General features: G+C 67.8%; 28 protein-coding genes. 13 read left to right on the top strand and 15 right to left on the bottom strand.

From position 1 onward, the window contains the following. The first annotated feature begins 133 nt into the window (after positions 1-133). The 8 genes from ACFPJ1_RS08100 to ACFPJ1_RS08065 are packed head-to-tail and all read left to right on the top strand — an operon-like array spanning position 134 to position 8234. Positions 134-1027, top strand: coding sequence for an FAD binding domain-containing protein (locus ACFPJ1_RS08100; RefSeq protein ID WP_380102512.1), 894 nt, complete (start codon positions 134-136; stop codon positions 1025-1027). A gap of 2 nt (positions 1028-1029) precedes the next feature. Continuing rightward, positions 1030-1587: a (2Fe-2S)-binding protein gene (locus tag ACFPJ1_RS08095; RefSeq protein WP_380102510.1), complete on the top strand. Its 558-nt coding sequence runs from the start codon at positions 1030-1032 to the stop codon at positions 1585-1587. Beyond that, on the top strand, positions 1584-3977 hold the full coding sequence (locus ACFPJ1_RS08090) for an aerobic carbon-monoxide dehydrogenase large subunit (RefSeq protein WP_380102508.1): 2394 nt from the start codon (positions 1584-1586) through the stop codon (positions 3975-3977). The genes ACFPJ1_RS08095 and ACFPJ1_RS08090 overlap by 4 nt, the downstream gene beginning before the upstream one ends. Positions 3978-3984: 7 nt before the next feature. Beyond that, a complete protein-coding gene (locus ACFPJ1_RS08085) occupies positions 3985-4872 on the top strand; it encodes an XdhC family protein (RefSeq protein ID WP_380102506.1) in 888 nt (295 codons plus the stop codon). Positions 4873-4878: 6 nt separating this feature from the next. After that, entirely contained in the window at positions 4879-5466 is a 588-nt protein-coding gene (locus tag ACFPJ1_RS08080) for a nucleotidyltransferase family protein (protein ID WP_380102504.1), read from the top strand. Then, positions 5463-6353 carry an AAA family ATPase gene (locus ACFPJ1_RS08075; protein ID WP_380102501.1) on the top strand — a complete coding sequence of 297 codons (891 nt, stop codon included), beginning with the start codon at positions 5463-5465 and terminating at the stop codon, positions 6351-6353. Before ACFPJ1_RS08080 ends, ACFPJ1_RS08075 begins: the two co-directional genes overlap by 4 nt. After that, on the top strand, positions 6350-7054 hold the full coding sequence (locus ACFPJ1_RS08070) for an SRPBCC family protein (protein ID WP_380102499.1): 705 nt from the start codon (positions 6350-6352) through the stop codon (positions 7052-7054). The genes ACFPJ1_RS08075 and ACFPJ1_RS08070 overlap by 4 nt, the downstream gene beginning before the upstream one ends. 40 nt (positions 7055-7094) lie before the next feature. Beyond that, on the top strand, positions 7095-8234 hold the full coding sequence (locus ACFPJ1_RS08065; RefSeq protein WP_380102497.1) for a vWA domain-containing protein: 1140 nt from the start codon (positions 7095-7097) through the stop codon (positions 8232-8234). Here ACFPJ1_RS08065 and ACFPJ1_RS08060 read toward each other — a convergent pair. The 7 genes from ACFPJ1_RS08060 to ACFPJ1_RS08030 form a co-directional block, all read right to left on the bottom strand. Further along, positions 8218-9216, bottom strand: a complete 999-nt coding sequence (locus tag ACFPJ1_RS08060) for a LysR family transcriptional regulator (protein ID WP_380102494.1) — start codon at positions 9214-9216, stop codon at positions 8218-8220. The two genes, ACFPJ1_RS08065 and ACFPJ1_RS08060, sit on opposite strands and share 17 nt — an antisense overlap. A 611-nt stretch (positions 9217-9827) precedes the next feature. Beyond that, entirely contained in the window at positions 9828-10049 is a 222-nt protein-coding gene (locus tag ACFPJ1_RS08055) for a hypothetical protein (RefSeq protein ID WP_380102492.1), read from the bottom strand. Beyond that, positions 10046-10225, bottom strand: a complete 180-nt coding sequence (locus ACFPJ1_RS08050) for a hypothetical protein (RefSeq protein WP_380102490.1) — start codon at positions 10223-10225, stop codon at positions 10046-10048. Before ACFPJ1_RS08050 ends, ACFPJ1_RS08055 begins: the two co-directional genes overlap by 4 nt. 18 nt (positions 10226-10243) lie before the next feature. Next, positions 10244-10999, bottom strand: a complete 756-nt coding sequence (locus ACFPJ1_RS08045) for a hypothetical protein (RefSeq protein WP_380102488.1) — start codon at positions 10997-10999, stop codon at positions 10244-10246. Between the two features lie 365 nt (positions 11000-11364). After that, on the bottom strand, positions 11365-11568 hold the full coding sequence (locus ACFPJ1_RS08040) for an ANTAR domain-containing protein (protein WP_380102486.1): 204 nt from the start codon (positions 11566-11568) through the stop codon (positions 11365-11367). 13 nt (positions 11569-11581) lie between these two features. Beyond that, a complete protein-coding gene (locus ACFPJ1_RS08035) occupies positions 11582-11878 on the bottom strand; it encodes a hypothetical protein (protein WP_380102484.1) in 297 nt (98 codons plus the stop codon). Between the two features lie 347 nt (positions 11879-12225). Next, positions 12226-13722: a hypothetical protein gene (locus tag ACFPJ1_RS08030; protein ID WP_380102482.1), complete on the bottom strand. Its 1497-nt coding sequence runs from the start codon at positions 13720-13722 to the stop codon at positions 12226-12228. Positions 13723-13792: 70 nt separating this feature from the next. Here ACFPJ1_RS08030 and ACFPJ1_RS08025 point away from each other — a divergent pair, with 70 nt between their 5' ends. Beyond that, positions 13793-13981: a hypothetical protein gene (locus tag ACFPJ1_RS08025; protein WP_380102480.1), complete on the top strand. Its 189-nt coding sequence runs from the start codon at positions 13793-13795 to the stop codon at positions 13979-13981. Between the two features lie 412 nt (positions 13982-14393). Here ACFPJ1_RS08025 and ACFPJ1_RS08020 read toward each other — a convergent pair whose 3' ends face one another. Continuing rightward, positions 14394-15329: an alkylmercury lyase family protein gene (locus tag ACFPJ1_RS08020; RefSeq protein ID WP_380102478.1), complete on the bottom strand. Its 936-nt coding sequence runs from the start codon at positions 15327-15329 to the stop codon at positions 14394-14396. Further along, positions 15326-15733 carry a MerR family transcriptional regulator gene (locus ACFPJ1_RS08015; RefSeq protein WP_380102477.1) on the bottom strand — a complete coding sequence of 136 codons (408 nt, stop codon included), beginning with the start codon at positions 15731-15733 and terminating at the stop codon, positions 15326-15328. Before ACFPJ1_RS08015 ends, ACFPJ1_RS08020 begins: the two co-directional genes overlap by 4 nt. A 174-nt stretch (positions 15734-15907) precedes the next feature. Between ACFPJ1_RS08015 and ACFPJ1_RS08010 the strand changes: the two genes are divergently transcribed. Further along, the gene (locus tag ACFPJ1_RS08010; RefSeq protein ID WP_380102475.1) at positions 15908-16429 is read left to right on the top strand and encodes a hypothetical protein; all 522 of its coding nucleotides are present in this window, start codon (positions 15908-15910) and stop codon (positions 16427-16429) included. 49 nt (positions 16430-16478) lie between these two features. On the opposite strand, the gene ACFPJ1_RS08005 is transcribed toward ACFPJ1_RS08010, so the two are convergent. Beyond that, positions 16479-17234, bottom strand: a complete 756-nt coding sequence (locus ACFPJ1_RS08005) for a GbsR/MarR family transcriptional regulator (protein WP_380102473.1) — start codon at positions 17232-17234, stop codon at positions 16479-16481. Between the two features lie 224 nt (positions 17235-17458). Between ACFPJ1_RS08005 and ACFPJ1_RS08000 the strand changes: the two genes are divergently transcribed. Continuing rightward, positions 17459-18130 (top strand): DUF4097 family beta strand repeat-containing protein, encoded by a 672-nt coding sequence (locus ACFPJ1_RS08000; protein ID WP_380102471.1) that lies wholly within the window; start codon positions 17459-17461, stop codon positions 18128-18130. 92 nt (positions 18131-18222) lie between these two features. On the opposite strand, the gene ACFPJ1_RS07995 is transcribed toward ACFPJ1_RS08000, so the two are convergent. Together ACFPJ1_RS07995 and ACFPJ1_RS07990 are read right to left on the bottom strand one after the other, a co-directional pair. Beyond that, positions 18223-19860 (bottom strand): alpha/beta fold hydrolase, encoded by a 1638-nt coding sequence (locus tag ACFPJ1_RS07995; protein ID WP_380102469.1) that lies wholly within the window; start codon positions 19858-19860, stop codon positions 18223-18225. 112 nt (positions 19861-19972) lie between these two features. Next, complete coding sequence (locus tag ACFPJ1_RS07990) at positions 19973-20212, bottom strand: hypothetical protein (RefSeq protein WP_380102467.1); 240 nt, start codon at positions 20210-20212, stop codon at positions 19973-19975. Between the two features lie 227 nt (positions 20213-20439). On the opposite strand from ACFPJ1_RS07990, the gene ACFPJ1_RS07985 reads away from it, so the two are divergent. Then, the gene (locus tag ACFPJ1_RS07985) at positions 20440-21474 is read left to right on the top strand and encodes a lysylphosphatidylglycerol synthase transmembrane domain-containing protein (protein WP_380102465.1); all 1035 of its coding nucleotides are present in this window, start codon (positions 20440-20442) and stop codon (positions 21472-21474) included. 25 nt (positions 21475-21499) lie between these two features. On the opposite strand, the gene ACFPJ1_RS07980 is transcribed toward ACFPJ1_RS07985, so the two are convergent. The 3 genes from ACFPJ1_RS07980 to ACFPJ1_RS07970 form a co-directional block, all read right to left on the bottom strand. Next, entirely contained in the window at positions 21500-23176 is a 1677-nt protein-coding gene (locus tag ACFPJ1_RS07980) for a lytic transglycosylase domain-containing protein (RefSeq protein WP_380102463.1), read from the bottom strand. Between the two features lie 138 nt (positions 23177-23314). Continuing rightward, on the bottom strand, positions 23315-23995 hold the full coding sequence (locus tag ACFPJ1_RS07975) for a hypothetical protein (RefSeq protein ID WP_380102461.1): 681 nt from the start codon (positions 23993-23995) through the stop codon (positions 23315-23317). After that, a complete protein-coding gene (locus tag ACFPJ1_RS07970) occupies positions 23992-24474 on the bottom strand; it encodes a GNAT family N-acetyltransferase (protein WP_380102459.1) in 483 nt (160 codons plus the stop codon). The genes ACFPJ1_RS07975 and ACFPJ1_RS07970 overlap by 4 nt, the downstream gene beginning before the upstream one ends. A gap of 106 nt (positions 24475-24580) precedes the next feature. Between ACFPJ1_RS07970 and ACFPJ1_RS07965 the strand changes: the two genes are divergently transcribed. Further along, positions 24581-26881 (top strand): ATP-binding protein, encoded by a 2301-nt coding sequence (locus ACFPJ1_RS07965; protein WP_380102457.1) that lies wholly within the window; start codon positions 24581-24583, stop codon positions 26879-26881. Positions 26882-26884 lie beyond the last annotated feature (3 nt).

The following is a 26884-nucleotide window of genomic DNA, read 5'->3' as shown; positions in this document are numbered from 1 at the left end:
CCACTCGCCGGGGTCTTCCGCGATCAGTTGGCGTCCGCTCCGCCTGCGCACCTAAGCGTTGTCTTAGGTGGCCGTTGACACATCGATGTTGCAAGCGGTGCGATCAGCACACATCCTCCTGAAGGAGCCCCATATGCAGGTTCCAGCACCCTTTGAGTACGAACGTGCGACGAGTGTCGATCAGGCCATCGGATTGCTGGAACGGTTGGGGAGTACGGCTCGGCTGGTCGCCGGCGGCCACAGCCTGCTGCCGATGATGAAGCTCCGGCTGGCCAACTTCGAGTACCTGATCGACATCAACGACCTCCACGGCGAGCTCGGGTACGTCAGGGTGGAGCCCGGTCAGGTCAGGGTCGGGGCGCTGACCCGGCACCGCGAGTTGCTCGAGTCGGCGGAGCTGGCGGAGGCCTTCCCGATCTTTCGCGACGCGGAGAAGGTGATCGCCGACCCGGTGGTCCGCAACCGCGGCACCATCGGTGGCTCTCTGTGCCAGGCAGACCCGTCCGAAGACCTCTCAGCGGTCTGTACGACGCTCGACGCGAGCTGCGTGATTCGCGGCCCGGCGGGGGAACGGGTCGTGACCATGGACGAGTTCTACCGGGGGCCGTACGAGACCGCCGTGGGGGAGGACGAGATCTTGATCGAGATCCGTCTGCCGATTCGCCCGGGTGGATCCAGCGCCTATCACAAGGTCGAGCGCCGCGCCGGTGACTGGGCAGTGGTATCGGCAGGTGCGGCGGTGTGGCTCGAGGACGGCGTCATCAGCGATGCCCGCGTCGGGCTGGCCGCGGTCGGGCCGAACACGACCGGCATCCCCGCGATCTCGGAGGCGCTTCGAGGCAGTCCTCCGTCGGAGGAGCTCTACCGCCGCGCAGGAGAGATCGCCGCCGCGAGCTGCGACCCGGTGACGGACATGCGCGGCAGCGCGGAGTACAAGCGGCATCTGGCCGATGAGCTGACCCGGCGGGCGCTGCGGACCGCGGTCGACCGGATCAACAGTGGTCCCCGATCTCTGGAGGAGAGCTGATCATGCAGGTCACGATGACCGTGAACGGCGAGGAAGTGGCCGCCGAGATCGAGGGCCGGACGCTGCTGGTGCACTTCCTCCGCGACCAGCTCCGGCTGACCGGGACACACTGGGGCTGCGACACCAGCAACTGTGGGACCTGTGTGGTCTGGATGGACGACGAGCCGGTGAAGTCGTGCACCGTGCTCGCTGCGATGGCCGGCGGGCACGAGGTCCGCACCATCGAGGGCCTTGAAACCGAGGACGGGCTCGACCCGGTCCAGGAGGGGTTCATGCAATGCCACGGGCTACAGTGCGGATTCTGTACCCCGGGCATGATGATGACGGCCCGCGCACTGCTGGACCGCAATCCCGATCCAGGCGAGCAGGAGATCCGCGAGGCGATCTCGGGGCAGATCTGCCGCTGTACCGGCTACGCCACGATCGTCCGATCCGTTCGCTGGGCCGCTACCCACCCGAACGGTGCCGACCAGAGCCAGCCTGAGGCAGAGCCGGCCGAGCTGGAGCTTCCCGACCCGGCGACCGAGGCCGTGCCCGAACGTGCAGGGAGCATCACATGACCACGCTGGATGCCCGTCCGGTGGACAAGTTCGACGACAACGATCAGAAGCCGATCGGCCACGGACGGATGCTGCGCAAGGAGGATCCGCGCTTCATCCGCGGGCTGGGCAAGTACTGCGACGACATCCAACTGCCCGGCATGCTGCATCTGGCGATCCTGCGGTCGCCGGTGGCGCACGCCCGGATCGTCAGTGTCGACGTCAGTGCCGCCCAGGCTCACCCGAAGGTGAAGGCAGTGATCACTGGCGCCGACCTTGCAGAGAAGGGCCTGGCGTGGATGCCGACCCTGTCCAACGACGTCCAGGCGGTACTGGCCACAGACAAGGTCCGCTTCCAGGGCCAGGAGGTCGCCTTCGTCGTTGCCGAGGACCGGTACGCCGCCCGCGACGCGCTCGAGCTGATCGACGTCGAGTACGACATCCTCGACCCGGTCGTCGACGCCCGTACGGCGTTGTCTCCGGACGCCGCGGTGATCCGTGACGACCTGGAGGGCAAGACCGACAACCATTGCTTCGACTGGGAGACCGGTGACGAGGCGGCCACCGAGGCGGTGTTCGCCAAGGCCGATGTGGTGGTGAAACAAGACATCGTCTACCCCCGCGTGCATCCCGCGCCGATGGAGACCTGTGGATGTGTCGCGGACTACGAACGAGTCGACGGCAAGCTGACACTGTGGACCACCAGCCAGGCTCCGCACGCCCACCGGACGGTCTACGCGCTCGTCTCGGGACTTCCGGAGCACAAGATCCGGGTGATCGCGCCGGACCTCGGCGGCGGCTTCGGCAACAAGGTGCCGATCTACCCCGGCTACGTGTGCGCGATCGTCGCGTCGCTGGTTCTCGGCAAGCCGGTCAAGTGGATGGAGGACCGGTCGGAGAACCTGGTCAGCACCGGCTTCGCCCGCGACTACATCATGCAGGGTGAGATCGCCGCGACGAAGGACGGGAAGATCCTTGCCATCCGCACCAATGTGCTCGCCGACCACGGGGCGTTCAACGGCACCGCGGCCCCGGTGAAGTACCCGGCGGGCTTCTTCGGGGTCTTCACCGGTAGCTACGACCTGGAAGCGGCGTACTGCAAGATGACCGCGGTCTATACCAACAAGGCACCCGGCGGTGTCGCTTATGCCTGCTCCTTCCGGATCACCGAGGCGGTCTACCTGGTTGAGCGAGTAGTCGACTGCCTGGCCTATGAGCTGAAGATGGACCCGGCCGAGCTCCGGCTGAAGAACTTCATCAGACCCGAGCAGTTCCCGTACAAGAGCAAGACCGGCTGGGTCTACGACTCAGGCGACTACGCGACGACGATGCGGTTGTCGATGCAGATGGCCGGGTACGACGAGTTGCGGCGTGAGCAGGCCGAGAAGCGTGCGCGGGGCGAGTTGATGGGAATCGGCGTCGCCTTCTTCACCGAGGCGGTCGGCGCGGGGCCACGCAAGGACATGGACATCCTCGGGCTCGGCATGGCCGACGGCTGCGAGTTGCGGGTCCACCCGACAGGCAAGGCGGTAGTCCGGCTGTCGGTGAAGACGCAGGGACAGGGCCATGAGACGACGTTCGCGCAGATCGTCGCCGAGGAGATCGGCATCCCGCCGGCCGATATCGAGGTCGTCCACGGCGACACCGACAACACACCCTTCGGGCTGGGAACCTACGGCAGCCGATCGACGCCGGTGTCAGGAGCGGCCGCGGCGCTGGTCGCGCGCAAAGTGAGGGACAAGGCGAGAATCATTGCCTCCGGCATGCTCGAGGTCTCGGTGGCCGACCTGGAGTGGGTCAAGGGCTCCTTCCACGTCAAAGGTGACCCGACGAGCGCGGTGACGATCCAGGACATCGCGATGCGAGCACACGGCGCTGGAGACCTGCCGGACGGAATCGAAGGTGGGCTCGAGGCTCAGATCTGCTACAACCCGGAGAACCTCACCTATCCCTATGGCGCCTACATCTGCGTGGTCGACGTCGATCCCGGGACGGCCGAGGTGAAGGTCCGCCGGTTCATCGCAGTGGATGACTGCGGGACCCGGATCAACCCGATGATCATCGAGGGGCAGGTCCACGGCGGCCTCACCGACGGGGTCGGGATGGCGTTGATGGAGATGATCGCGTTCGACGAGGAAGGCAACTGTCTGGGCGGATCGCTGATGGACTACCTGATCCCGACAGCCCTGGAGGTGCCGGACTGGGAAACGGGGTTCACTGTGACCCCTTCACCACACCACCCGATCGGTGCCAAGGGCATCGGAGAGTCGGCGACGGTGGGGTCGCCGCCGGCCGTGGTGAACGCGGTTGTGGATGCGCTGAAGCCGTACGGCATCCGGCACGCCGACATGCCGCTGACCCCGTCCCGCGTCTGGGACGCCATGCAAGGCCACCCGACCCCACCGGTGTGAGCCAGCGATGACTCAGCGAATGGCGAGCAGGGTGGCCGAGCTGACCGGAGCCCGGGTGCCTTTCGTTCATGCGGTGGTCGTCCGGGCCGAGAGCCCGACCTCGGCCCGGCCGGGTGACGACGCGGTAGTGCTCGCGGACGGCTCGATCGAGGGCTTCGTCGGCGGCGTCTGCACGGAGAGCTCGGTCCGGTCAGCCGCTCTCACGGCTCTGACCGACCGACAGGCGGTGCTGCTCCGGATCCTGCCGGACGATGTAACCGGATTCCCGGATGTCCCCGGGGCCAGAGTCGTCACCAATCCCTGTCTGAGCGGAGGTTCGGTGGAGATCTTCCTACGTCCCGAGATCCCGGCAGCACTGGTGGGAGTCGTGGGGGACACACCGATCGCCGAAGCGATCGCTACGGTCGGGGCGGCGGCGGGGTTCGCGATCGACCGGTTGGACGGCAAGCCCCCGGCCCCAGGAACCACGGCTGTCGTCATTGCCGGCCTCGGGCGCGACGAACTCGGTCCGATGCGAGCAGCGCTGGACGCCGGGGTCGGCTATGTAGGCTTGGTTGCCAGCGGCAAGAGAGGGCAGGCTGTACTGGCCGAACTCGGCCTCTCCGATGAGGAGCGGTCTAGGGTCCGTACTCCGGTCGGCCTCGAGGTGGGCGCCGAGACGGCCGGGGAGATCGCCCTGTCTGTCCTGGCCGAACTGGTCCGAGCGATCCGGGTGGACAACCTGCACCCGACGGCCGAGGTAGCTGTTGTCGCGCCTGTCCAGGTGATCGATCCGGTCTGCGGCATGACCGTGGTGGTTACCCCACAGACTCCCCACCTGGTGGTCGATGGTGTCGACTACTGGTTCTGTGGAACCGGGTGCCGGGACGCTTACGCAGTACAGGTCGCGGGTTGAGACGCGGTGTTCGTCACAGGCCTGGTTCTCGCCGCGGGTGGCTCGCGACGCTTGGGCGAACCCAAGCAACTGCTGCCGTACGGCGGCAGCACTCTGCTGGATTCGGTCCTCCGAACCGCTCGGGAATGCGACTTCGACCAGTTGATCGTCACGCTGGGCGGAGCCGCCGGCCAGGTTCGTGACCAGGTGGACCTGAGCGGCGCCGAGGTTGTGGAGAACACCGCGTTCGGTACAGGTTGCTCGTCGTCCATCGTGACGGCTCTGGCGGTAGTGGATCCGCGATCGGACGGGATCGTGTTGATGCTCGGCGATCAGCCGGGAGTCACCGATGCCACCGTCCTATCACTGGTGGGGCGGGCCGCTGGAACCGCTATTGCCGTCAGCCGGTACGACGATGGGCGCGGGCATCCGTTCTGGTTCGGGCGGGAGGTGTTCGGTGACCTGGCCGGGCTCCATGGGGACAAGGGAGTGTGGAAGCTGATCGAGTCCGGCCGCTATCCGGTCACCGAAGTACGGGCCTCGGGCAACATTCCGCTAGACGTCGACGATTGGGACGACTACCGGGCTCTGCTGGCGCAGGGGGCGCAGACATGACTGAACTCGCTGGTGGGCCGTTCGCCGACCCCGAGGAGGTGATCAGCCGCCTCGACGCGGTCGATCATCTGGTCGACGAGGGGACCGCGACCGCCCTGTTTCTGGCATCGACGCTTGGACAGCCGTTGCTGCTCGAGGGCGAACCTGGCGTCGGCAAGACCGCATCGGCGATCGCGCTGGCAGCAGCTGTCGAGGCACCACTGATCCGGCTGCAGTGCTACGAGGGCCTGACAGCGGGGGAGGCCCTCTACGAGTGGAACTACCAGCGCCAGTTGCTGGCAATCCGGCTGGCCGAGTCTCGTCACGAGAAGCTCGCGGACGCGGATCTGTTCACCGAGCAGTTCCTGTCCGAACGGCCGATCCTGCGCGCCGTCCGCGCATCGGGTCCGGTCCCGCCCGTCCTGCTGGTGGACGAGATCGACCGCGCTGACGACGAGTTCGAGGCGTTGTTACTCGAGTTCCTCGGGGAGGCGTCGGTGACGATTCCCGAGCTCGGCACATTCACCGCGGCGCGCCGGCCGTACGTCGTACTGACGTCGAACCGGAGCCGCGAGCTGCATGATGCGCTGCGACGGCGCTGCCTCTACCACTGGATCGAGTTCCCGGAGCCCGCAAGGGCAGTCAGGATTGTCCGCCGCCGGGTACCGACGGCGAACCAGGCGCTGATCGCGAGTGCGACCGAGTTCGTCGGCCGGGCCCGCCGACTGGACCTCGACAAGGCGCCAGGACTGGCCGAGACCATCGACTGGGTTTCAGCGCTCACGGTGCTGGGCGCTTCGTCGCTCGGCCGCGCGGACGGCCTGCGCACGTTGGGCGCGATCGCCAAGACGCCCGACGACCGGGACGCGATCGCCGAACTGTTCGAACCGATCGAAGGGGTCCGATGAAGATCACCGACGAGTTCACCGTCAGCGTGCCGGTTGAGCAGGCCTGGCAAGTACTGACCGATCTGGAGGGCATCGCCCCGTGTATGCCCGGGGCGCAGCTGACCGGGTTCGACGGCGAGACCTATCAGGGCAAGGTGCGAGTCAAGCTCGGTCCGGTGATCAGCGACTTCTCCGGCACCGCCCGGTTCGCCGAGAAGGACGACCAGGCGTACCGCGCGGTGATCGATGCCCGCGGCAAGGACTCTCGCGGCGCCGGGAACGCGTCCGCGCTGATCACCGCCGGGTTGCGCGCTGACGGCGACAAGACGGTGGTCAGCATCGACACCGACCTGAAGATCTCCGGCAAGGTCGCACAGTTCGGTAGCGGCATGATCAAGCAGGTGTCGGAGAAACTCCTCGGCCAATTCGTCGACTGCCTGGAAGCCAAGCTCGCAGCAGATGATCCTGGCCGGACCGGCCAAGAACCAACCGCCGCCGCCACTGGGCAAGCACCTCCTGTTGTGACGCCACCGGCTGAGACGTCGCCATCGCCGACAACCGCGGCGCAGGGTGCTGCGAGTGGTGGCGTGAGGAATACAGAAGAGCCTGCCGCGCTTGATCTGATGCAGGTCGCCGGGGGCTCGGTGGCGAAACGTCTGGTGCCCGTGCTGCTCGGCGTCGTCGTTGTGGTGGCGGTGATCGTCTATCTCGTCGCCCGCTGAAGCTGCCCTGCTCCGCGCGATAGACCGCGCGGCTTTCGCCGTGGCCTTTTCCCAGCGGCTTCGTGGCGCAGGCATCGCGGTCGATCTGACCGCCACCGAGACCTTCAGCCGTTCTCTGGCGCTACTGCCGCCGATCGACCGGGGACGGCTCTACTGGCTGAGCCGGATCACCTTGGTGCGCGACGAGCGCGACCTCTCGGCGTACGACGCTGTCTTCGCCGCCGTGTTCGCCGACGCGATTCTCGCGGTGGATCCACAGGCCCGAAGGCAGCCGCGCAGTACTGCCGGCGGTGCGAGCGATATCAACGTGAAGGTCCCGGCGACTGGTTCCGCTGAGCAAGATGGAGCTGGATTGCCATGGGTTACCTTGCCTGCGGTGACCGGGTCGGCCGCGGAGACCGACCTGGCACTCGGTATCCCTGAGCGCCTCCCGAGCCGCTTGACCGGTCTGCTCGACACTCCCTTCGACGAACTCGACGCTGCCGAGCTTGCGGCGGTCGGCGCCTGGCTGGAGGAAGCACGAAACCACTGGCCGACCCGGCGCAGCCGCCGCCTGGTACGTCGTACGTCGGGGCGCAGGATCGACCTACGAGCCACTCTGGCCCGGGCACGGCGTACCGGGTGGGAGCCGTCCGAGCTGGTCCGCAAGGGGCAGCTGGACAAGCCGCGGCGGCTGGTGATGGTCTGTGACGTCAGCCAGTCCATGCAGGCTTTCACCCGGACCTATCTGCATCTGATGCGTGCCGCGACGGTGTCGGCCGACGCCGAGGTGTTCGCGTTCGCCACCACGCTGACCAGGCTCACGGCGGTGCTGGCCCACCACGACGTGTCGATCGCCATGCAGCAGGCGACGACTCTGGTCGCGGACCGATTCGGCGGGACCCGGATTGCCGCAAACCTGCGGACATTGCTGCGGTCGCGGCATGGAACGGCAGTGCGGGGAGCCGTCGTCATCATCGCTTCGGACGGGTGGGATTCCGATGATCCGGAACAACTCCGTCGAGTGATGGCGAGGTTGTACCGGCGCGCCTATCGGGTGATCTGGATGAACCCCCGCGCGGCGGCTCCCGGCTACCAGCCGCTGGCCGGTGGCATGGCCGCAGCCCGGCCGTACTGCGATGAACTGTTGCCGGGGCACACCCTGCGTGCATTGGACGACGTGGTCAGCTCCACAAGGTGACGTGGATCGACGGGCGGAAGTGGCCGACATTCACGCCCGAGCCACGGAGCATTGCCTGCGTAGCTCGGGGGGTAGTGATGAAACGGGTCAGCTCCGCGGCAGCGGGGACGAGAGCATGGCTCGGCAGCGTCATCGCGTTCCACACGCCGCCTGCGGTCAGACCGCGCCCCGTGAGAATCGTCAATCTGCCCCCGGCCACATCACTGGCCGCCGCGGAAGAGAGCGTCACGGCAATTCCGCCATCGCGTTTGGCCTCGTCGATCGCCGCGGCATGACTCTGGAAGATCTGTTGCCGGCTTTCCGGGATCTGGAGCCGTCGGAGCATCGCTGTCACCACACCGTCGGTGACCGCGGACGGGCCGAGCAACCAAGTCTGTTCGCGGAGCTGAGCCGGCCGTGCTGGAACTGCCGAAACGGGATGGTTGAGCCCGGCAACCGCCACGATCCGGTAGTTCAGGAAAGCGACCCGCCGGATCGAGTCAGGCAGCCCGCTGGGCACTGGGCCGAGCGCAACATCGACCACGCGATCCGACAGCAGAGCGGCGAACTCGCGTGGGTGGTGCACGCTGAGCTCGACATCAAGATCGTTGGCACGGCCTGCGAACAGCTCGATCAAGCCGGGCGCCGCATGCTCCGCGAAGAGGGTGGAAGCAGCCAGCCGCATCATCCTCCGACCGCGGCCCGCCTGGCTGACCTCCAAGATGGTGCGGTCCTGCAGCCCCAATAGCTCTGCGGCGCGGCTGGCCAGACGAAGGCCACCTGGTGTGAACGCGAGGCCGGAGGCGGTGCGGGTGAAGAGCTTGTCGCCGAGTTCCTTGCGCAGCTGACCTACGTGCAGTGAGACCGCCGCCTCGGTGACGTGGAGCTCTGCGGCAGCCGCCTTCACCGACCCGAGCCGGACGACCGCCGAGAAGGCACGAAGCTGAGTAGGAGTCACAGTGCCGTCATCGTAGAGCCGCGCCGCCCCGTTGGTTCGCGACACGAATTCACCTCCGCAGATGCGGGGGAATAGCGTGCAGTTCGCCGCATCTGCGAGTGCAGTACCGAGTGCCTGATTTCAGCCGGAACTGAGAGCCAGACCCACCTGAGCGAGCTGATCAGCGACAACGCGATCTGCCGCGATGACGCCGGCACCGAGCATCAGGTCGAGTGGACTGAGGTTCAGGCACCAAATCTCTGGTCGACCAACCGACAAGTGCCGCACGTCATCGGAATCCGGGCGGCTCGCGTCGTGCTGGTCGACCGCTCACCGCGCCGGCGGTCTTCATGCCCGGCAAAATGTTGCCAGAGGCCCCTGTACGGCGTGGTTTCGTCGCCGTCTCCAGTCCGCTCGTTCAGTGGTCCAGCGCTCGCAGAGCGTCGATGCTTTCGTCGATCAACCGCGCCGACGGACCGAGCCGTGCCCCGATTCCGTTGGGCACGGCTTTGGCGTCGACGTGGGCAGTGGTCCGGGTTGGCGTGCGCGCAACGTCCGCTGGTGGGTCGCCGAACGATACCGGTGACAGCAGAACCGTTCCCTCCACAGTCAGGAGTCGCACTCCGAACAGCCTGGCGACCAGCGAGGTGTGTACTACGGCGCCGCCGGCCAGGGTGCTAGTTCCGGCTGGTCTCGTCCAGATAGCTGTCGAGCCCGTTGCTCTCCCGTCGGGAAGCAGGCTTACCGCGTTTACCAGGCTTAGCGCGTTCTCGGCGCGCCTCGTCGAGCCGCTGCGACGCCCTCTGGACCGATTCGACAATCTGTACATAGCGTTCACGTCCCGCCTTGGCTCCCAGCACGTACCCCACGCCGAACACCGCGAGACTGCGCAGCTTCATTTCTTGTCCTTCTGCCGTCGCGAGGAGACCACCGCGCTCGCGGCGCTCATGCCGATCGCCGCCGCGGCGGCGGCAACGCCGTTACGGACAGCACCACGGCGCATCGCGTTCGTAGCGCCGGTCGCAACCGGCTCGACCAACTTCTCCCACCGGCTTCTCCTGTGCAACAGTCCCATGATCGTCTCCACTCCCGGCTATCGCCGCTTGGATCGGGTCGAGCGTTTGAGGGCGGTCACCAGTTCGGTCTTGTTCATCGCCGACCTGCCCTTGACGTCCTCGGCCGTGGCTAGGTTCAGCAGGTCCGTCCTGGTCATCTCGCTGAAGTCGACGGCGCTCTGAGTCCGTCCGTTGCGCTTGCGCTTGACGCTCACACTGGCCCTGGCACTGGCACTGGCACGAGATCGGACCTTTTCGGCCTCGGCCACCCGTTCGTCGGCGCTGCGGGCCTCGCGATCGGCGTTCGCGGCGAGCTGCGCGGCCTGTCGATGTGCCTCCTCGGCGGCTGCTTTCGTCGCCTCGGTGGCCTCGTCGGCCAGCCGCCTGGCCTCCGCGAGGCTCGCCGTCGCCTCGGCCATCGTCTGCTTGGCCTTCGACTGCGCCGCCTCAGCCTCCTCGCGTGCCTTCGTGACCCGGTCGTCCGCCTCGGCCTTGGCCTGTTGCACCACGCGGTCGGCGTCGGTCTGCGCCGAGGCGCGAGCCCGCTCTACCCGCGCATCGGCCTCACGGCGGGCTTCGGCGACCTTCTCGCTGACCTCCTGAGCCTGCTCCCGCTCGACCTCACGCACGTACTCCCGGCACCGCTCGGCGACCTGACGCGCCTCGTCGCTGCGCGCCTTCGCCTCCTCGGCCTCGTGTACTGCCGCTTCCTCCGCCTGTTGGGCCTCGTCGGACGCGGCTCTGGCTCGTTGGAGCCTCAGCTCGATCGAGTCGCCCACTGGCAGCACATCCATGACAGATGCTCCTGCGTGGCGAGCCATGTCAACCAGACCACCTCCCGCCGCCTGGGTCGCGCTGCCAGCTGCGTCCTTCGTCGCTTCCAACGGCGTCAAAGCCTTCGACAGCAGCCAACTCGTATTCCGGGGTAAGTCCTTTACCCCTGTGCCCCAGGCCTTCACGAGCCTGCCCGCTGCGCCTGTTCCGGCCATGTCCCTGCCTCCCTGATTCTGATCATGCATCTCACGACCACATACCAGGCCCCCAGCCAATCCGCCGGTACCCGGCGACCGGCGACACAAACCGGCGGTAGCGATAGCCGCCTGACGTGGTCGCTGTCGATCGGCGATGAGTCGGCTGGACGGCTCACATCGTTGGCAGGTCAGCGCGAATCGTCTTGAGGTCGTGTTCCGACTGTGTTGACGAGTTCTTGGGCGATCTTGTTGAGCCTGACGTTGCGGTGCTGGGACAGCCGGGTGAGGAACGCGAAGGATCTTGCATCACTGAGCTGGTAGCGCTCCATCACGATGCCGATGGCCTGGCCGATCGTCCGGCGGGTCTTCAGCGCCTCCTGAAGGTTGTGCACTTCGCGGGCATACTCAATCGCGATTGCCGCCTGATGGGCGAACAGCGGGCCGAGCGTGCACAGCCGCGTCGTAGCAGGGTCCTTCGCGGAACTCGTACTGCGCGGCGTCGAGATCCCAGAGGAGATCGGCGGTCGGTGCGAATGTCTCCAGCTTGCCGTCGCCGTGCAGCACCGTGATGCTGGCGTACTCCACGTCGGGCAACACTTCGACGGCCGCTGCGGTGATCCGACCGAGCGTATGGTCGAGATCACCAGGAGTCAGCGATTCGACCAGCCTGCGCGCTGTAACGACCAAGCGTTCGTCGTTCATACCCGCCGAGTGCCCACGAGCGGCTCGCCGCATCCGGCGACGGATGGCGCACCAAGCTCAGCATCGTCGCGCAACGTGCGTCCGACACCTGCGATCTGCGTACTGACCGTGACGAATGTTCTCCGGAAAGTAGGGAACCGTGGCCCTCAAGGGCGCCGGCTGGCCAATGAGTTGGGTCGACACCCGAGGTTTCCGGTGTTAAGCAGCCAGCACCGGAAGCCGCTTGAGTCAAGATGAGCTGTAGCCCGGCATCACCTGACCAACGAGCCAACTAGACCGGCGATGCGCCCGGCGAGTCACGCCGGGATGGAGTCGGCCTTCACGACATCCCGTCGTGCCTGTGTCGCCTAAACGGTGGCGCTGACTGTGCCGGGCCAGGAGAACAAGGTCGACACCACGAACGTGCCCTCGGTCACGTGGTGGGAGACCTGGAATTCGAGGTGGACGAAGCCGACATCGTCGGGCGTGAACACATGGGTGCTGTAGCTGCGGTCGCTCCCGACGCGGCGGTCCACCCCAGCACGCCAGTCCGTCGCAGCGGCGGCGGGGAAGCCCCACTCGGCCGCATACTCGGCGATGAGCCGCTGGGTGGCATCGGCGTCGAGGCCGGCCGCCGGTGGCTGCACCATCAGCCGGTCCGGATCGCTCACAGCTGTCGAACTCAGCATCACCGCCTCCGCCGCCTGCGTGCGGTACACCCGCCCGCCTGGCAGTAGCACGCTGATACCAAATGGCCGGCGGTTGGGATTCATCCAGACCCGGCTGTCCGAGTCCGTGTCGAACCCGGCCGAGTCACGGCTAGGTGGGCTCGTCAGATCGATCGTCCGATCCTCGGTCAAGGCCTCCGTCAGCGGCTTCGTCGGTGGGATCGCCGAGACGCCTCCAGCTCCTCCCGCGCTGACGTCCACGTCCCACCGGGTGACAGCACCCGCGATGAGGCGACCGGCGCGGTCGAGGAGCCGCCGGCCGATCGCGCGCTCGGACACCGGGGTGCCGGCCAGCTTGCGTGCCTCCTCCGCGTGCTCCCGGATGAACGTGAGGTACCTCGGCAGCGTGTCGTCCTCGATCAGCTTCCAGCGGTTCGCGAACACGGCGATGTTCCCGTTGGCCAACGGTGTCCGCACGCTGATCACGGCCCGCGGCAGGCGCGCGACCAGCGCGAACGGGAACCGCTCAGGGAAGGAGTGGACACCGGGTATCGATGGTGCACCGACGAGGGTCAGCAGATACGTGAACAGCATCCCCTCCGGCCGATCGTGCCGCAGCATCTGGAGGTAGAAACGGTCGATGATGTCGAACTGCTCGCGGAACAGCAGGGTGCGGTTGCCGCGATCGATCAGCGTCGCATCGTTCGTCGTCCGGCCGCGGTCGATGTCCCGCCAGGCCTCGAGGGTGGCGACATCGATGATGCGCAGCTGGTAGAGCTCCTGGATCTTGGGTAGACCGCCGGCGACGTACGCCTCGTGCATCGTCGCCTGGTCCTCGAAGATCTTTCTCTGCATCCGGAGGAATGTCGTCGCATAGAAATCCAGATCGGCGACGCTGTGGTCGGTGAAGTGTCTCAGCGGCCGCCCGAACACAGCCATGGCCAGCTTGCGGGCGGTGTCCGGTAGAAAACCGAGATCCTTGAATCCGGCGTAGAACGACGGCCCGATCAGGCTCGCCATCCCAGCCCACTCGAGGTGCGAGTGCTCGCGGAACAGTTTGCCGTAGTAGTCATAGACAGCCTCGACCGTCCGCCGGTTCGCGGCGAAGCCACGGGCGGGCCGCCACGTCGCTCGATCGATCCCCGCGCTCGTGAGCGCGCGATCGAGCCAGGCCTCCTTCACCACATGGGCTTCCACAGACAGATCGTCCTCCCCACCCGCAGACCTGTGAAGGGACCAGCCCCGTCGGCGTTAGAGACTCGTGAGAATGGCACCGCCGCGGGCAAGCAACGGCTACATTGCGCCGGTGCGCATAGGAGTGACGCTCTGGATCATCGCCCTGATCCTCACTGTCACAGGTCTGGTTTCAGCTCTGCGCTATCGAGTTGTCATCGGCGCCGTCCTCATTGTCACGGGCCTCGCACTCGGCCTCTTGAGTGGCGATCATCTGGGCTGACCACTGGTCTGGTGGAGTTCGCTGGCGGTTGGCGCGCTGCGTTGCAGCGGCCTCGGCCGATCTGTCGCGGCGCGCCCGGGTGGGCGGATGATAGCGGTATGACCGCTGCTGAGGAGACGTTTCAGCCGACAGCGCCGGTGTGTTGGTGTTGCGGTGGCGAGTTCGATGAGCGTGACCTGGTGCGGCTGGGGACGCACCCTGAGGTCGGCGTTTGTCTGGGGTGTGCCCGCTATCTGCAGCGGAGGGCTGCCGAGCGTGAGGACGAGTTCCGGACCTCGCCAGGCGCGAGGCTGCGGGCCGGGGTGCGTCGAGCGCGGGAGTGGGTGATCAGTCGCGGTTGGCATCGCCTGCCAGTTGTGGGGAGGGTGCTGCAGCGGATCGATCGGTACCTGCCTTAGCCGGCCGATCCTGGTCAGTCTGCGAGTAGGGGCTGGAACAGGCGGGTTCCGAGGTCCTCGGCCTGGGTCTGGGTGAGGATCTGGCCGGGAATTCCTGGGTGGCTTCTGGTCCAGGTTTCGGCGGTGGCCTGGTCGGTGAAGAAGTTGAGGTAGTCGCAGCAGCAGTCAGCCGAGGGCCCACCGCCGGGGTCAGCACCGATGAACACCACCGCCGCTGGGGGCTCCCAATCGGCGTGCCCGCTTGTTGTGGTGACTGTGATCGGTTGGCCGGTGGTCACATCGACGGATTCGATCCGGGTGTCGCGGTCGAGCATGGCGGCGATGCCGAGCGCGTCGATCGCGCACATCGCGTAGGCGTCGACCTGATCGCCGATCCGTAGCCGGTGCCGGGTCGGTGTGGTGGAGAACGGGTAGGCGACCGCGATCCGCCCGTCCGGGGCCAGCCGGATCGCGTCGACCTCGTGCAAAGCCTTCAGCACCTCACCCGTACTCCGCTCACCCCTGGCCGCGGCTGGATCGAGGTCGACGGCCGCGGGTGGATGACCTGTGGTGGCGAAGGACCGCAGGATCGCCTGGTGCACGGCCTTCTCGACCGGATCCAGCGGCAGGGCGCGGGTCCGCCAGGCGCTCAGTACTTCACCGGGTGTCGCCGGGCGGCTGGCCGCGGTGAGTGCGTCGCGCAGTTGCTCGACTGACGGCGCGGGAACGATGCGGCCAGTCTCGTCGCGGTAGAGACGGCACGACACCCCGCACTCGCAGTCTCCTCCCGTGGTGAACGGGTCCACTCCGTCGATCAGCAGGGTCGGGGAGCCCGCCATACCGAGGCGTTCGGCGTCGGTGTCGTTGTCGATGACGCGGGTGGTGACCGGCAGGTCGGTGACTTCGGTGAGCCGTTCCAGCATCGGTGGCAGGTTCGGGCAGTCCGGGACGTGCAGGACTTCGAGTTTCATCGGGTCGCCTTCGGGCGGTGGTCGATCGCCTCCAGCAGCGCGCAGCTGCGGTCGGCGCGGGGCAGCTCGCAGGTCGCGACCAGGTCGGTGAGCGAGTCGTGCATGCGCTGCAGGTCGCGGATCCGCCGTTCGAGGTCGGCGCGGCGGTGCTCGGCCAGTGCACGGGCGGCGTCGCAGCTGTCCGGTCCACCGGTGTCCAGGTGCAGCAGTTCCTCGACCTCGTCGAGGGTGAAGCCGAGTTCCTGGGCGCGTTTGATGAATCGCAGCCGCTCCAGCGTCGCGGCCGGGTAGTCGCGGTAGCCGCCCGGCGTTCGGGGCGGCTCCGTGAGCAGGCCGCGCCGCTCGTAGTACCGCAGCGTCTCGGTGTTCACACCGGCCTGGCCGGCCAGCTCACTGGTTCGCATACCCCCATCCTCAACCCCGGACCCGACTACAGAGTCAAGTCGGATTACTCGAGCTGTCGAGCGCGGCGGCTAGCAGCCAGGCCAGCGGGCGCCGCGACCTCGAGAATGCGCCGCCGGAAGAACTCGCTGGAGGCCGGATCGCAGTGACAGACGGGGCTTCGGGAGGATGAGCGCATGAACGAGGACGAGAGCTTCCTGGCAGAGCAGGCGCATCTCACGGAAACCGACGCCGAACGCATCCGGCAGGAAGTTGAGGACGCCGCCTCCGACCCGGCGGCCCAGGTGGAATGGATCCGTCAGTCCAACCTGATCTACGGCGGACTGGCGGCCGCCGGCCTGGTGGTGGTGCAGCCGTTCCTGACCGAGACCTCGCTCGACCCGTCTGCGCTGGTGTGCGTCATCGCGTTCGCGGTCTCGATCCCGTTGCTCGCCGCGCTCCTGGTGTTGAATCGGCAGGAGGAGTTTCGGCACCGGGCGAGCAAATCACCGCTCGTCGGGGTGGCCAAGGCGGTCGCACAAGGCTCGGCGTTTGTCGGCATCACGGCGGCCTTCTGGCACATCTCCATGGTTGCGGGGATTGTGTTCGTGGCCGTGGGGTTCTTCGCGGTGGGAGTGCACTCCTCGGGATACGTGCGACTGGAGTACGACTCGAAGTTCCGCTCGAGATTCCGTCCCCGCAAGGAACCCGAGGCGTAACCGACGCGATTCGGCACCGCCGATGTCGTTGTGGGCGGCGACTCGGGCTCTATCCGCGGTCTGAACTCGGGTTGGCAGTGCCGCCTGAGCTCGCTTCGGGTTTCGTGTGGAGGACTTCGCGGACCTGCTCCGCGGCGCGGAGCATGCTCTCGCTCATGAACTCGCTGAACCGGGCGATGTTCTCCAGGCGGGCGGCGGCCGGGCTGTCGCGGCCGAGGACGCTGACACCCTGCCGTGCGATCTCGGCGACCTGGGCGGTACCGCGGGCGCTGGCGATCGTCGACTGGTACCAGACGTCGTCGTCGACGAAGTAGCGCTCGCGCCGGCGTTCGTCGCGTTCCCGGCGGATGAGGCCCTGATCTTCGAGGAACGCGATGGCCTTGGAGACGGACGCCGGACTGACCTGGAGGTGCTGGACGAGTTCGGATGCGGTGACGCTGCCCGCGTCGGCGACGAAGAGGCAGGTCAGCACCCGAGCCGTCATCTTGGGCAGGCCCTGTTGCATCAGGAGGGTGGTGAACGCCTCCTCGTACTCACGCACGGCCTCGTCGTCGCGCCCGAAGCCCTGCGCAAGTGCGCCCTGCTCTCGGGGCGGAGTGCGCTTGCGCCGGTGGGTGCGGCGTTCGGTGGCGCGGTGGGCCAAGTCGGCGCGGTAGGCGGTGGGGCCACCGTTGCGCATCACCTCACGTGTGATCGTCGAGGTGGGGCGGTCGAGACGTCGGGCGATCTCCGCGTAGGCGAGGCCGTCGGCCAGTCCCAGCGCGATCTGCTGACGTTCCTGCTGGGTGAGTCTGCCTCCGGACACCGCGATCTCCCTTCGTGCTCTTCTGGTGCCGCCAGCGTAGCGTTCGCTCACTATCCAATGCAACGGCGAGAGTCTGGACCATTGCGTTAGATCTACACTCGTTGCAACGAAAACTGAGCTCTGACCTGCATAAATGCCTGTCTTACGCAAAGATGTACTTGCGGGATTCTCGAACGCAACGTAGCGTTTTCGATATCAGAAACCACTCGCATGAGGAGAGCATGATGCAGAAGTTCGAAACCCCCGCCGCCGTCTCCGCCGTCCTGGACATCGCCGCCGGGCGCATCCAGGTCATCGCCGCCGACCGGGCCGACACCACCGTCGAGGTCCGGCCCGCCAACGCCTCCAAGGGCCGCGACGTGAAGGCCGCCGAGCAGACCAAGGTCGAATTCGGCGACGGAGTCCTGCGGATCACGGGCCCGGCGGAGAAGAACCAGATTTTCGGGCAGTCCGGATCGATCGAGGTGACTGTCCAACTGCCCGCTGGCTCAAGCATCGAGGCGAAGGCGACCGCCGCAGAGTTCCGGGGCGTCGGACGGCTCGGCGACATCGCCTTTGAGGGCGCGCATGGTGCGGTCAAGATCGACGAGGCCGCCGGCATCCGCGTGACCGCCTACGCCGGTGACGTCACGGTCGGCCGCCTTACCGGTTCCGCAGAGATCAGCACCCAGAAGGGTGACATTCACATCACCGAGGCCGCCTCCGGCACGGTCGTGCTGCGCACCCAGATGGGCGATGTGACGGTCGGCGCGGCCCACGGCGTTTCCGCCTCCCTGGACGCCGGCGCCGGCAGCGGCCGGATCCACAACACGCTGAACAACACCGAAGGCGCCACGGCCGGCCTGACCATCCAGGCGACCACCGGCCTCGGCGACATCACCGCCCGCAGCCTGTAGAGAGGTCGCGGTCGCCCGGGCACGGGTCGCCGTACCGGGGTCAGGTTGTTGCCTGGTGCCACTCGCGGGCCAGGAGGCCGTAGATGACGAGGTCACGTCGTTCGCCGGGAAAGGCGGCTGCTTCGCAGCAGGATGCCCTCCTGCGTGAACCCCAGCCGCTCTGCCACGCTCCGACTACGGGTGTTGTCGATAGTGGTCCGCAACCCGACGCGCAGCAGCCCGAGCGTCCCGAACGCGTGATCAAGCAAGGCCGTGAGGGTCCGGGTGACCAGTCCACGTCCAACGAAGCCGGCGTCGAGCCAATAACCCACCTCGGCCGACCGGGCCCGGGGGTCGATCTCCAACTGGGCCCAACCGACCAGGCGCCAGCGGTCCTCCGACTTCACCGCGATGGACAGTGGCAGCAACTCTCCTTCCTGCCACGCCTGACCGGCCTCTTGCAGGTTCGCACGAGTCACCTCCAGCACCGGCGGTTCCTGGAACGCGTCCGGGAACCATTGTGCGAGGCGTTGGTAGTTGGCCTCCACCAACGCGAAATGGGCCTCCGTGATGGCGGCTGTCCGCAGGACGAGGGCGGCATCGTCGCCCAACGACCAGGTGAACAGCGCATCGATACCGGTAGACATATCCGCTCCCAGCCAGTTGCCATGAACGAACGACCCTAACGAGACTTCATCGCGAGGCCAACACCGGGCGCGAACGTCATTGAAGTTGCTGAAGGCAAGGATCCAGAGTTGCCCGAAAGGACGGTGATCTCCACTGCTCCTCAACCGTCGCCGCTGATGTAGCCACGGACGGCGGTGTTGTAGACCTCGAGACTTCGACGGGGTCAGACGACTGCGCATTCCACCCGGAGTCCGGGACAAGGACGCCAAGCTCGACCGCATCGAGCCCAGCCGAAGGATTACCTCCTTCAGGCGCCGGTCGCGGCGGGCCAGCCGGCGTGCTCCACGGCCCAGGCCAGGACATCGTCGGCGACCTCCTCCCACCCACCCCTTCTGCGCGGGCAGCAGGTGCGCCATGCCTTCGTATTCCTTGACCTCGGTGATGGTGTTCGACGACTTGTAGTGCTTGGCGTTGGACCGCTGCACGCTCGGCGGCATGAGGTGGTCCTCGCTGCCGGAGACGAACAGCAGCGGCGCCCGGTGGTCGTTGTGGTAGTCGACGTGGACGTCCTGCGGGCCGGGCTCGAAGTTCGCCAGCACGCTGTTCCAGAGGATCCGCCCGGATGCCGGGACGTGGTACCGCTGGTAGAGCTCGAGGGACTCTTCCTCGGTGAATGTGTTGGCGAATGTGTACTTCCACTGCTCGGGCGTCAGGCCGACGGCCTTGTGCCGGTTCGCCGGGTTCTTCAGCACCGGGAACGTCGACTTGATCTGGGACAGCGGGGTGACGAGCACGCCCTCGGTCGGCGCGGAGTTGAGCGCCACGCCCGCGACGCCGAATCCGCGATCCAGCAGGACCTGCGTGAACGCACCGCCCGCGGAGTGGCCCATGATGATCGGCGCCTCGTCGAGGGTGCGGACCACCGACTCCAGGTGCGAGATGATCGCCGGGGCCGTCACCTCCTCGATCGGCGTCGGGTCGGCGTTGAGTGCCTCGACCTCCACCTCGAACCCCGGGTAGGCGGGCGCGATGACGTGGTAGCCGGCCCGCTGGTAGCGGTCGATCCAGTGTTCCCAGCTGCGCGGCGTCACCCAGAAGCCGTGGACGAGAACGATGGTCTTCATGAGGGGCGTCCTTTCCGCCGAGGTATTCGATCTGCTGAGTTACACCTATTCGACAGAACAGCTCAGCGAGATGTGACAGGAAGACGTGCTGGTACCCGCGCCGGTTCAGCGGTCATTGCGGCTTCCCGTTTTCGGCCCAGCGTTGGAAGAGGTCGGTCTGCGCCTGTGGCCAGGAGCCGTCGCAGGGCATGGTGCCTTCTCGGAGGCGGGCGAGGATGGCCTCGGCATGCCGGCTGACGTCGTCGTATGACCAGAGGTCGAAGTGCCTCAGCATCGATTGGCGGTCGATTTCGCGGAACAAGGGCTTGATGTCCGTCTCGAAGCCAGTCGGATCGTTGCGATCGTTGGCCATCACTCCTCCTGGCGTCGAACGGCGTCGTGATCAGCGGTAGACCACAGCCTAAGCCCGGATTTACGGATGGTTGGTGCTTCAAGCGGCAGCGAACCGCAGCGGGGGCGTTCCGGCCAGACTTCGGCGCCGTCATCGATACCGACGACCGCGCGACACTTATGCTCGATGGCACGGATATGGCCGGGCCTACCTCCGTATCGGGTGGGCGGACCGACGGGCGGAGAGCCATGCAGCGGTGGGACAGGACGCTCGTACGACGGTGGGGTGGACGCGCGGTCGGTCTGGCGATGACCGGGATCGGCCTGTACGTCGTCGCGCCGAGCCTGCTCTCCATTTTCGGCTCTTGGCCGAGGCTGCGAGATGTCCAGCCGTGGTGGTTCCTGGTCCTGGTGGCGCTGGAAGCGTGCAGCCTGGCGTCGCTGTGGTGGCTGACCCGCCTGGCGCTTGCCCCCGCTGATCAGGCAGTCGGCGTGCCCCTGCCTCGCTGGGGCGCTGTGGCCTCGGCGCAACTGGCCGGCAACGCGGCCAGCAAAGTTGTACCGGGAGGCCCGGCCGCCGGCGGTGTCGTCCAGGCGCGTGTGCTGATCCAGGCCGGCCAACCCGCACCGGTGGTGGCCTCGACCCTCGCCGCGGTCGGGCTGTTGACGACCGCGGTCCTCATGCTGCTTCCCATCATCACCGTGCCGGCTCTCATCATCGGTCCGCCGCCTGCTCGGCAGCTCCAACTCGGCCTCCTGGTCTCGCTGATCATCGCCGTGATCATCGTGGGTGTTGGGGTGACCGCACTCACCTGGACCGGCTTCGTCGTCGCCGCAGGGCGTTTCAGCGGACACCTCGGACACCTCGTCAAGCGGACCATCACCGCAGACTCGGTCGGTGCCTCGTTGGTCGCGCAGCGCGACCGCATCGCCAGTGCCATCGCAGGCCGCTGGTGGCGTGCTGTCTTCGCTGCCGCGGCGAACCGGATGTTCGACTACGCCGCGCTGGTTGCGGCGCTCGCCGCATTCGGCGTGCACGCCCGCCCGTCGGAGGTGCTGCTGGCCTACGTCGTGGCCCAGGCCCTGGCGATCGTGCCGCTCACTCCAGGCGGTCTGGGCTTCGTCGAGTCTGGACTCACGGCTCTGCTCGTGCTCATCGGGATCAGCGCCAGCACGGCCGCGGTCGGCACGCTGCTCTACCGGCTCGTGTCCTTCTGGCTCCCCATCCCAGTCGGTGTGCTCGCGTGGGCAGGTTGGCGGATCAACCTCACCCGTTCTGAATGAGCGCAGCCACAGCGCGGGCGGTCGCTCAGCGCCCGGATCTGGGCGACGGACCCGGGACCTTGCACACGTTCTGCGGTGTGCACCGTTCCCGCTTCTTGTCGACCCGAGCTGGGGACGGTTCCGCGGGATCGTCGGGGCAGGTCTTGGATTGCTGGTCCGGTTGGGGAGTGGGGCTTTGGGGGCAGGCGGGTCTGGCCAGGGCTCGGCCGACTACTTGGCGCATGGCCGGAGCCCAGCCGACTGCGGCCGTCGTCGGATGCTGCGTCCGGGTGGGTTCGGCGGATGGTGCCGGAGTGGGCGAGTCGGACTCCGACGGTTCGGGCTCGGTCGCCTTCGGCTCGGAGGGTTCCGGCTCGGACGGTCGCGTCGAGTCCGGGTCGGACGGCTGCGTCGGCTTGGGCTTCGACGGTGTCGGCTTCGACGGTGTCGGCTCAGATGGTGCCGGCTCGGACGGTGGCGCCTCGGACGGTGGCGTCGTCTTCGGCTCCGACGGGTTCGGGTTGGTCGTCGGTCGCGGTTGTGGTGGTCGCGCTGCCGGCGCCTCGGAGGTCGTGGTCGCGGATGGTGCAGGAGCGACGGGCTTGGCGGGTCGGGGGGACGCCGGGTTCGGCGGTGGCGTCGTCGTCTGCGGGCGGGTCGCTGCTCGTGGTGGTGTCGCGGGTTCGGTCCGTTGTGCTGGGGCCGGCTTGGCGAGCACTGTGCCGTCCGGCGGCGGGTTGGTAGTCCAGGGCCGCACCGCCGGCGGCGGGTCGGTGGGCCAGGGCCGCACCGCTGGTGGATCGGTCGGCTCGTCTGGGAGTTGGTCGCCGGTTGACGGGAGGCCGATCACACGGCCCGCCTGGTACATGCGGGCCAGCGCGAGCACTACCCGGACGTAAGAGTCGGCGTTGTTGTAGCGGCGTACTGCCTGCGCGGCCTGGGCCGGATTGCCGAGGTTCGACGTACCGGTGCACAGGTACTGGGCGGCGCCCTGCGCGGCGTCGAACATGTTGTTCGGGTCGCCGAACCCGTCGCCGTTGCCGTCCGCGTTCACCGAGCGCCAGGTCGACGGGATGAACTGCATCGGGCCGACCGCACGGTCGTACACGGTGTCCCCGTCGAGCGCGCCGCCGTCGGAGTCGCGGATCAGTGCGACGTTCGGCCGGCCGTCGAGTGGGATGCCGCGGATCCGCCGGGTGGCCGAGCCGTCTTCGCGCAACTGGGCGCCACCGAACCGGCCGTGGTTGGACTCCACCCGTCCGATCGCAGCGAGCACCGTCCACGGCACCCCGCAGCCGGGGTCGCTGACTGCCAGCCGCGCCTCGGCCTGCTTGTACGCCCGCAAGGCGACGGCGGGGATCCCGCTCTCGCCGAGCGTCTTGATCACGGGTGCACCCGAGAGCACCATCTGCACCGGCTTCGCCACGCGATCGGGCCCGACGGGGACCGCGTCCAGCTGCTCCGGAGCGACGAACTCGTCCAGCACCTCGTCCTCGATGAACGGATCTGCCGCCGGTGCGTCCGCCGCCTCGGCTGCGTCGTACCCGCTGGTCGCCGGACGGTCTGGGAACGGCGCGAAGGCTAACGCTCCGAGGGCGACCACGGCGGCGACCGCACCCGCCATCTGGTGGTGACTGTGGGTCGCCGGCCGGCCGCGGCGATGCCGTCCTGGGTGTCGTCGCCCGTGTCGCTTGATGAGCGTGTGCAGTCCGGGCATACGCATGATCCGATCCCTCCGCCGATCCGCCGTCGCAGTGCAGTCCCCCAGGGCTTCCCCAGGCGTTCGGGACGGACCGTGTCCCGGATCGGTTCGCGGTTCGGCGTACGCGCCCCGACGGGAACCCGTCGGGGCGCGCCGGTCTCAGTTCTCCTTGAGCAGCCCCAGGGCCGCGATGGTGAGCCAGAGCGGACCGGTCATGCCGGCCATGTACTGAGCCGGGCTGACGCCGAGGAAGAGGGTGAGGCCACCGAGCACGAGGCTGACCCAGGCGAGCCACGGGGCGACCGTCTTGAACTTCCGGCCGGCGATGCCTAGTGCGAGCGCGGCGACTCCTGCGCCGACCCATAGCCAGGGGACGGTGCCGATCCAGTGCCCGAAGAACACCGCGGCCTCCGGCACGAGCATGTCAGGATCCTTGACGCCGAAGACGAACTCGGTAGTCAGCGCCGACCCCATCAGGAGGGCCACCGACACCAGCATCAGGCCCGAGGCCGCCACCTGCGGGAGCAGGCTTCCTTCCGGCGTGGTGCTCGCGAGCCGACGGCGCAGACCGGCAGCGAACACGAGCAGGAGTACGGCGGAGAGCATCGCGGCGGTGTGCATCACGAGGATCGGCACGGTCTGGCCGGCCAGCTTCGCGGTGATCCCGGCGGCGTTCCCGGCGAGTTTGTCGTCGTATACGGCATCCGCGAGGCTGGAGCCGACGACGGTGGCGATTCCGGCCAGGCCTGCGCCGATGCCGGCGACGACCCATCCCTTCCCCTGCGAGTGATGGATCGAGTCGGCATGGCTGCCGCCGGTCGTGACGAACGTGCTGGTCATGTTGGTTCCCCCTGTGTCGAGCGATGTGTGTAGTGCGGGTTTGCGAGTGGCCAGTCCGTGGCGATCCAGCGCGGTACGAGCTCGTCCAGGGCTGTCTCGATCGGCCCGCCCGTGAGCCAGTCGACGACCCACCAGGAGATCTCCGCGTCCGTGCCGTCGTGGATCGGCGGATCGATGTAGACGCATCCGAGGAGCTCGGTCTCGCCGTTGTCGAAGAGCGCGTAGTTGAACGACTCGTGGCGCTCGATCTCGGCCTCGTGCCGGGCCAGGTCCTCGCGGTCCTGCTCGGCGGTCATCGTCGCGGGAGGCCACCCCCAGGCCTCGCCGTACAGCGACCAGAGCCGCTCCTGCGACCCCATCACCGCCTGCATGTCGAGGTCGACGTCAGTCGCCCGGATCGGGCGGAGGTGGTGCCCTGTTGTCAGTGGCACCCGGTGCGGATGGTTCCAGTCCTGCGGGAGCCAAGCGGTTGTTGTCATGGCAACCAGCCTCGTGGTCGTGCGGGCTGCAGACCATGGGCAGGACTCGCACACTGCTCGCACAGTTGACGGCGTACAGCCGCAGGTGACACCTATGCTGAGCCCCATGCCTGGGGACGAGGCGAAGCCCGATGGGCACTTCGGCATGCTCCTGCGCTCACTCCGCGAACGAGCCGGACTGACCCAGCAGGAGCTCGCCGAACGTGCCGAGCTGACCACGCACGCGATCAGCTCGCTGGAGCGGGGCACTCGAACACGGCCGTACCCGCACACAGTCCGGTCACTCTGCGATGCTCTCGGCGCCTCCGAGGGTGAGCGAGCGGCCCTCATCGCGTCGGTTCCCCGCCGCAGGCCGTCGGCCGAACCAGTGAGCAGACCGACAGGCCTGCTGATTCCGCCGACCCCGTTGTTCGGACGCGATGGCGACATTGCCTCGATCGCCGACCTGATCCGCTCCGGAGCCCGCCTGGTCACGCTCACCGGAACCGGCGGGGTCGGCAAAACCCGGCTGACCACCGCGGTGTCCGACGTACTGGCCGGCGACTTCCCGGATGGCGTCGTTCAGGTCTCCCTCGCGCCGATTGCCGACGCGTCCGCGGTGATGGCCACGATCGGGCGCGCGCTCGGTCTCGCGGGCATCGACGCCCCAGGCGCCTTCGACCTGGTGGCCGCCCAACTGCGGGAGTCCCGCCTGCTGCTGGTGCTCGACAACTTCGAGCACCTACTCAGCGCCGCAGCCCAGGCCGGGCAACTCACCGCGCTGTGTCCGACGCTCACGGTGCTCGTCTCAAGCCGCTCACCGCTGCGGGTCAGGGGCGAGCGCGAGTACATCGTCGAGCCTCTCGACCTGCCGGCGCGCGACTCGACGACCGTCGAAGAGGTCCGCGCCCACGCCGCCGGGGCCCTCGCGCTGGACCGAGCACAGGCGGTCGGAGCACGACCATCCGTCGACGAGGTACCGGCGTACGTCGAGCTCTGCCACCGTCTCGCGGGCCTGCCTCTGGCCATCGAACTCGCCATTTCCCAGCTGCGGCTGCTCTCGCCCATTGCGCTGCTGGATCGGCTGGAGTCCGCCGGCAGGACGTCGGGAGCCCGCGACCTGCCGGAACGGCAGCGCACCATGCGGGCCACCCTCGACTGGAGCTACGGCCTGCTCGATCCCGAACAGCAGCGCCTCTTCACGCTGCTCGGCGCGTTCCGCGGCGGCGCCACGCTGGAGGCCGTCGAGGCCGTGGCGGAGGACGGCGATGAGATCGCGACCGGCGACGTCCTCGGAATTCTGCACGCGCTCGCCGAGCACTCGCTCGTACGCGTCCGCGGCGACCGTCTCGACCTGCTCGAACCCGTTGCGCAGTACGCCCGGAGCCTCCTCGTCGGCGAGCGCGCTGCTCGGATCGGGCGCGCCCACGCCCGCGTCTACCTTGCCCTCGTCGAACAGGCGGCCGCCGGCTACGAGCGCGCGGACCAGGTCGAATGGCTCGAGCGGATCGAGGAAGAGGAGGCGAACATCCTCGTCGCTGTCGAACGCTCCCTCGACGCCGGCGACGCCCCCACCGCCGCTCGCATCACCTGGTTCATGTGGCTCTACTGGTGGATGCGCGGCCAGTTCACGATCGGCCGCCGCCTCGCTGAGCAATGCCTCGGCACCGAACTTCCGCCGTGGGAGCGCAGTCGGGTCAACCTGGCCGGAGCCACGATGGCGTACGCCGCCGGCGACCACGCGGCCGCCGCGTCGTACTGGGCCGAGGCGGATCTCGTCGCCGTGGATCAGGACGATCCCGAGGTCCGCAGCAAGGCCCTCGCCGGCACTGGGCTCGCCGCTCTGGCCGACGGCGACCTCAACACCGCCGAAGGCCGCTTTCGCGTCGCCCTCGACTTCGCCCTCCACGACCGCGGCTCGCCCTGGATGGCTTCCCTCGTCCACGTCTGGCTCGGCACGGTGCATCTGCTCCGCGGCGAACCCGCGGCCGCCGTACCTGAGATCGAACGCGGTCTCCACCTTGCCCGCAGCCGAGGCGACCGGTTGGCGACGTACGTTGCCCTCTACAACCTCTCCCAGGCCGCCCTCGCCCTGGCCGACTACCAACTCGCCCGCCAGCGCGTCGATGAAGGCATCGTTCTGTCCCGGGAGACGCGTGATCTGGCCAATCTCGCCTACTTCGTCGAGACCCTCGCGGTCATCGAGTCCAAGGAAGACGACCACGTCCGCGTCGCGACTCTGCTCGGGGCCGCGACCGGCCTGCGCGAGACTGTCGGCGCCGACGTCTACGCGTACTACCTTCCCGACGAGAGCCTCCGCGACGCGGCTGAGCAAGCAGCACAGGCCGCTCTCGGCCACAACGCGTACGACGAAGCCGTGGCCGCCGGCCGGTCCCTCGACCCGTCGGCGGTACCCGAGCTCGCCTAGCCC

The sequence above is a fragment of the Kribbella qitaiheensis genome (genome assembly GCF_042657745.1).
Lineage (GTDB): Bacteria > Actinomycetota > Actinomycetes > Propionibacteriales > Kribbellaceae > Kribbella > Kribbella qitaiheensis.
The sequence above is the reverse complement of the archived record's forward strand: the minus strand, read 5'-3'. Positions and strand labels throughout refer to the sequence as shown.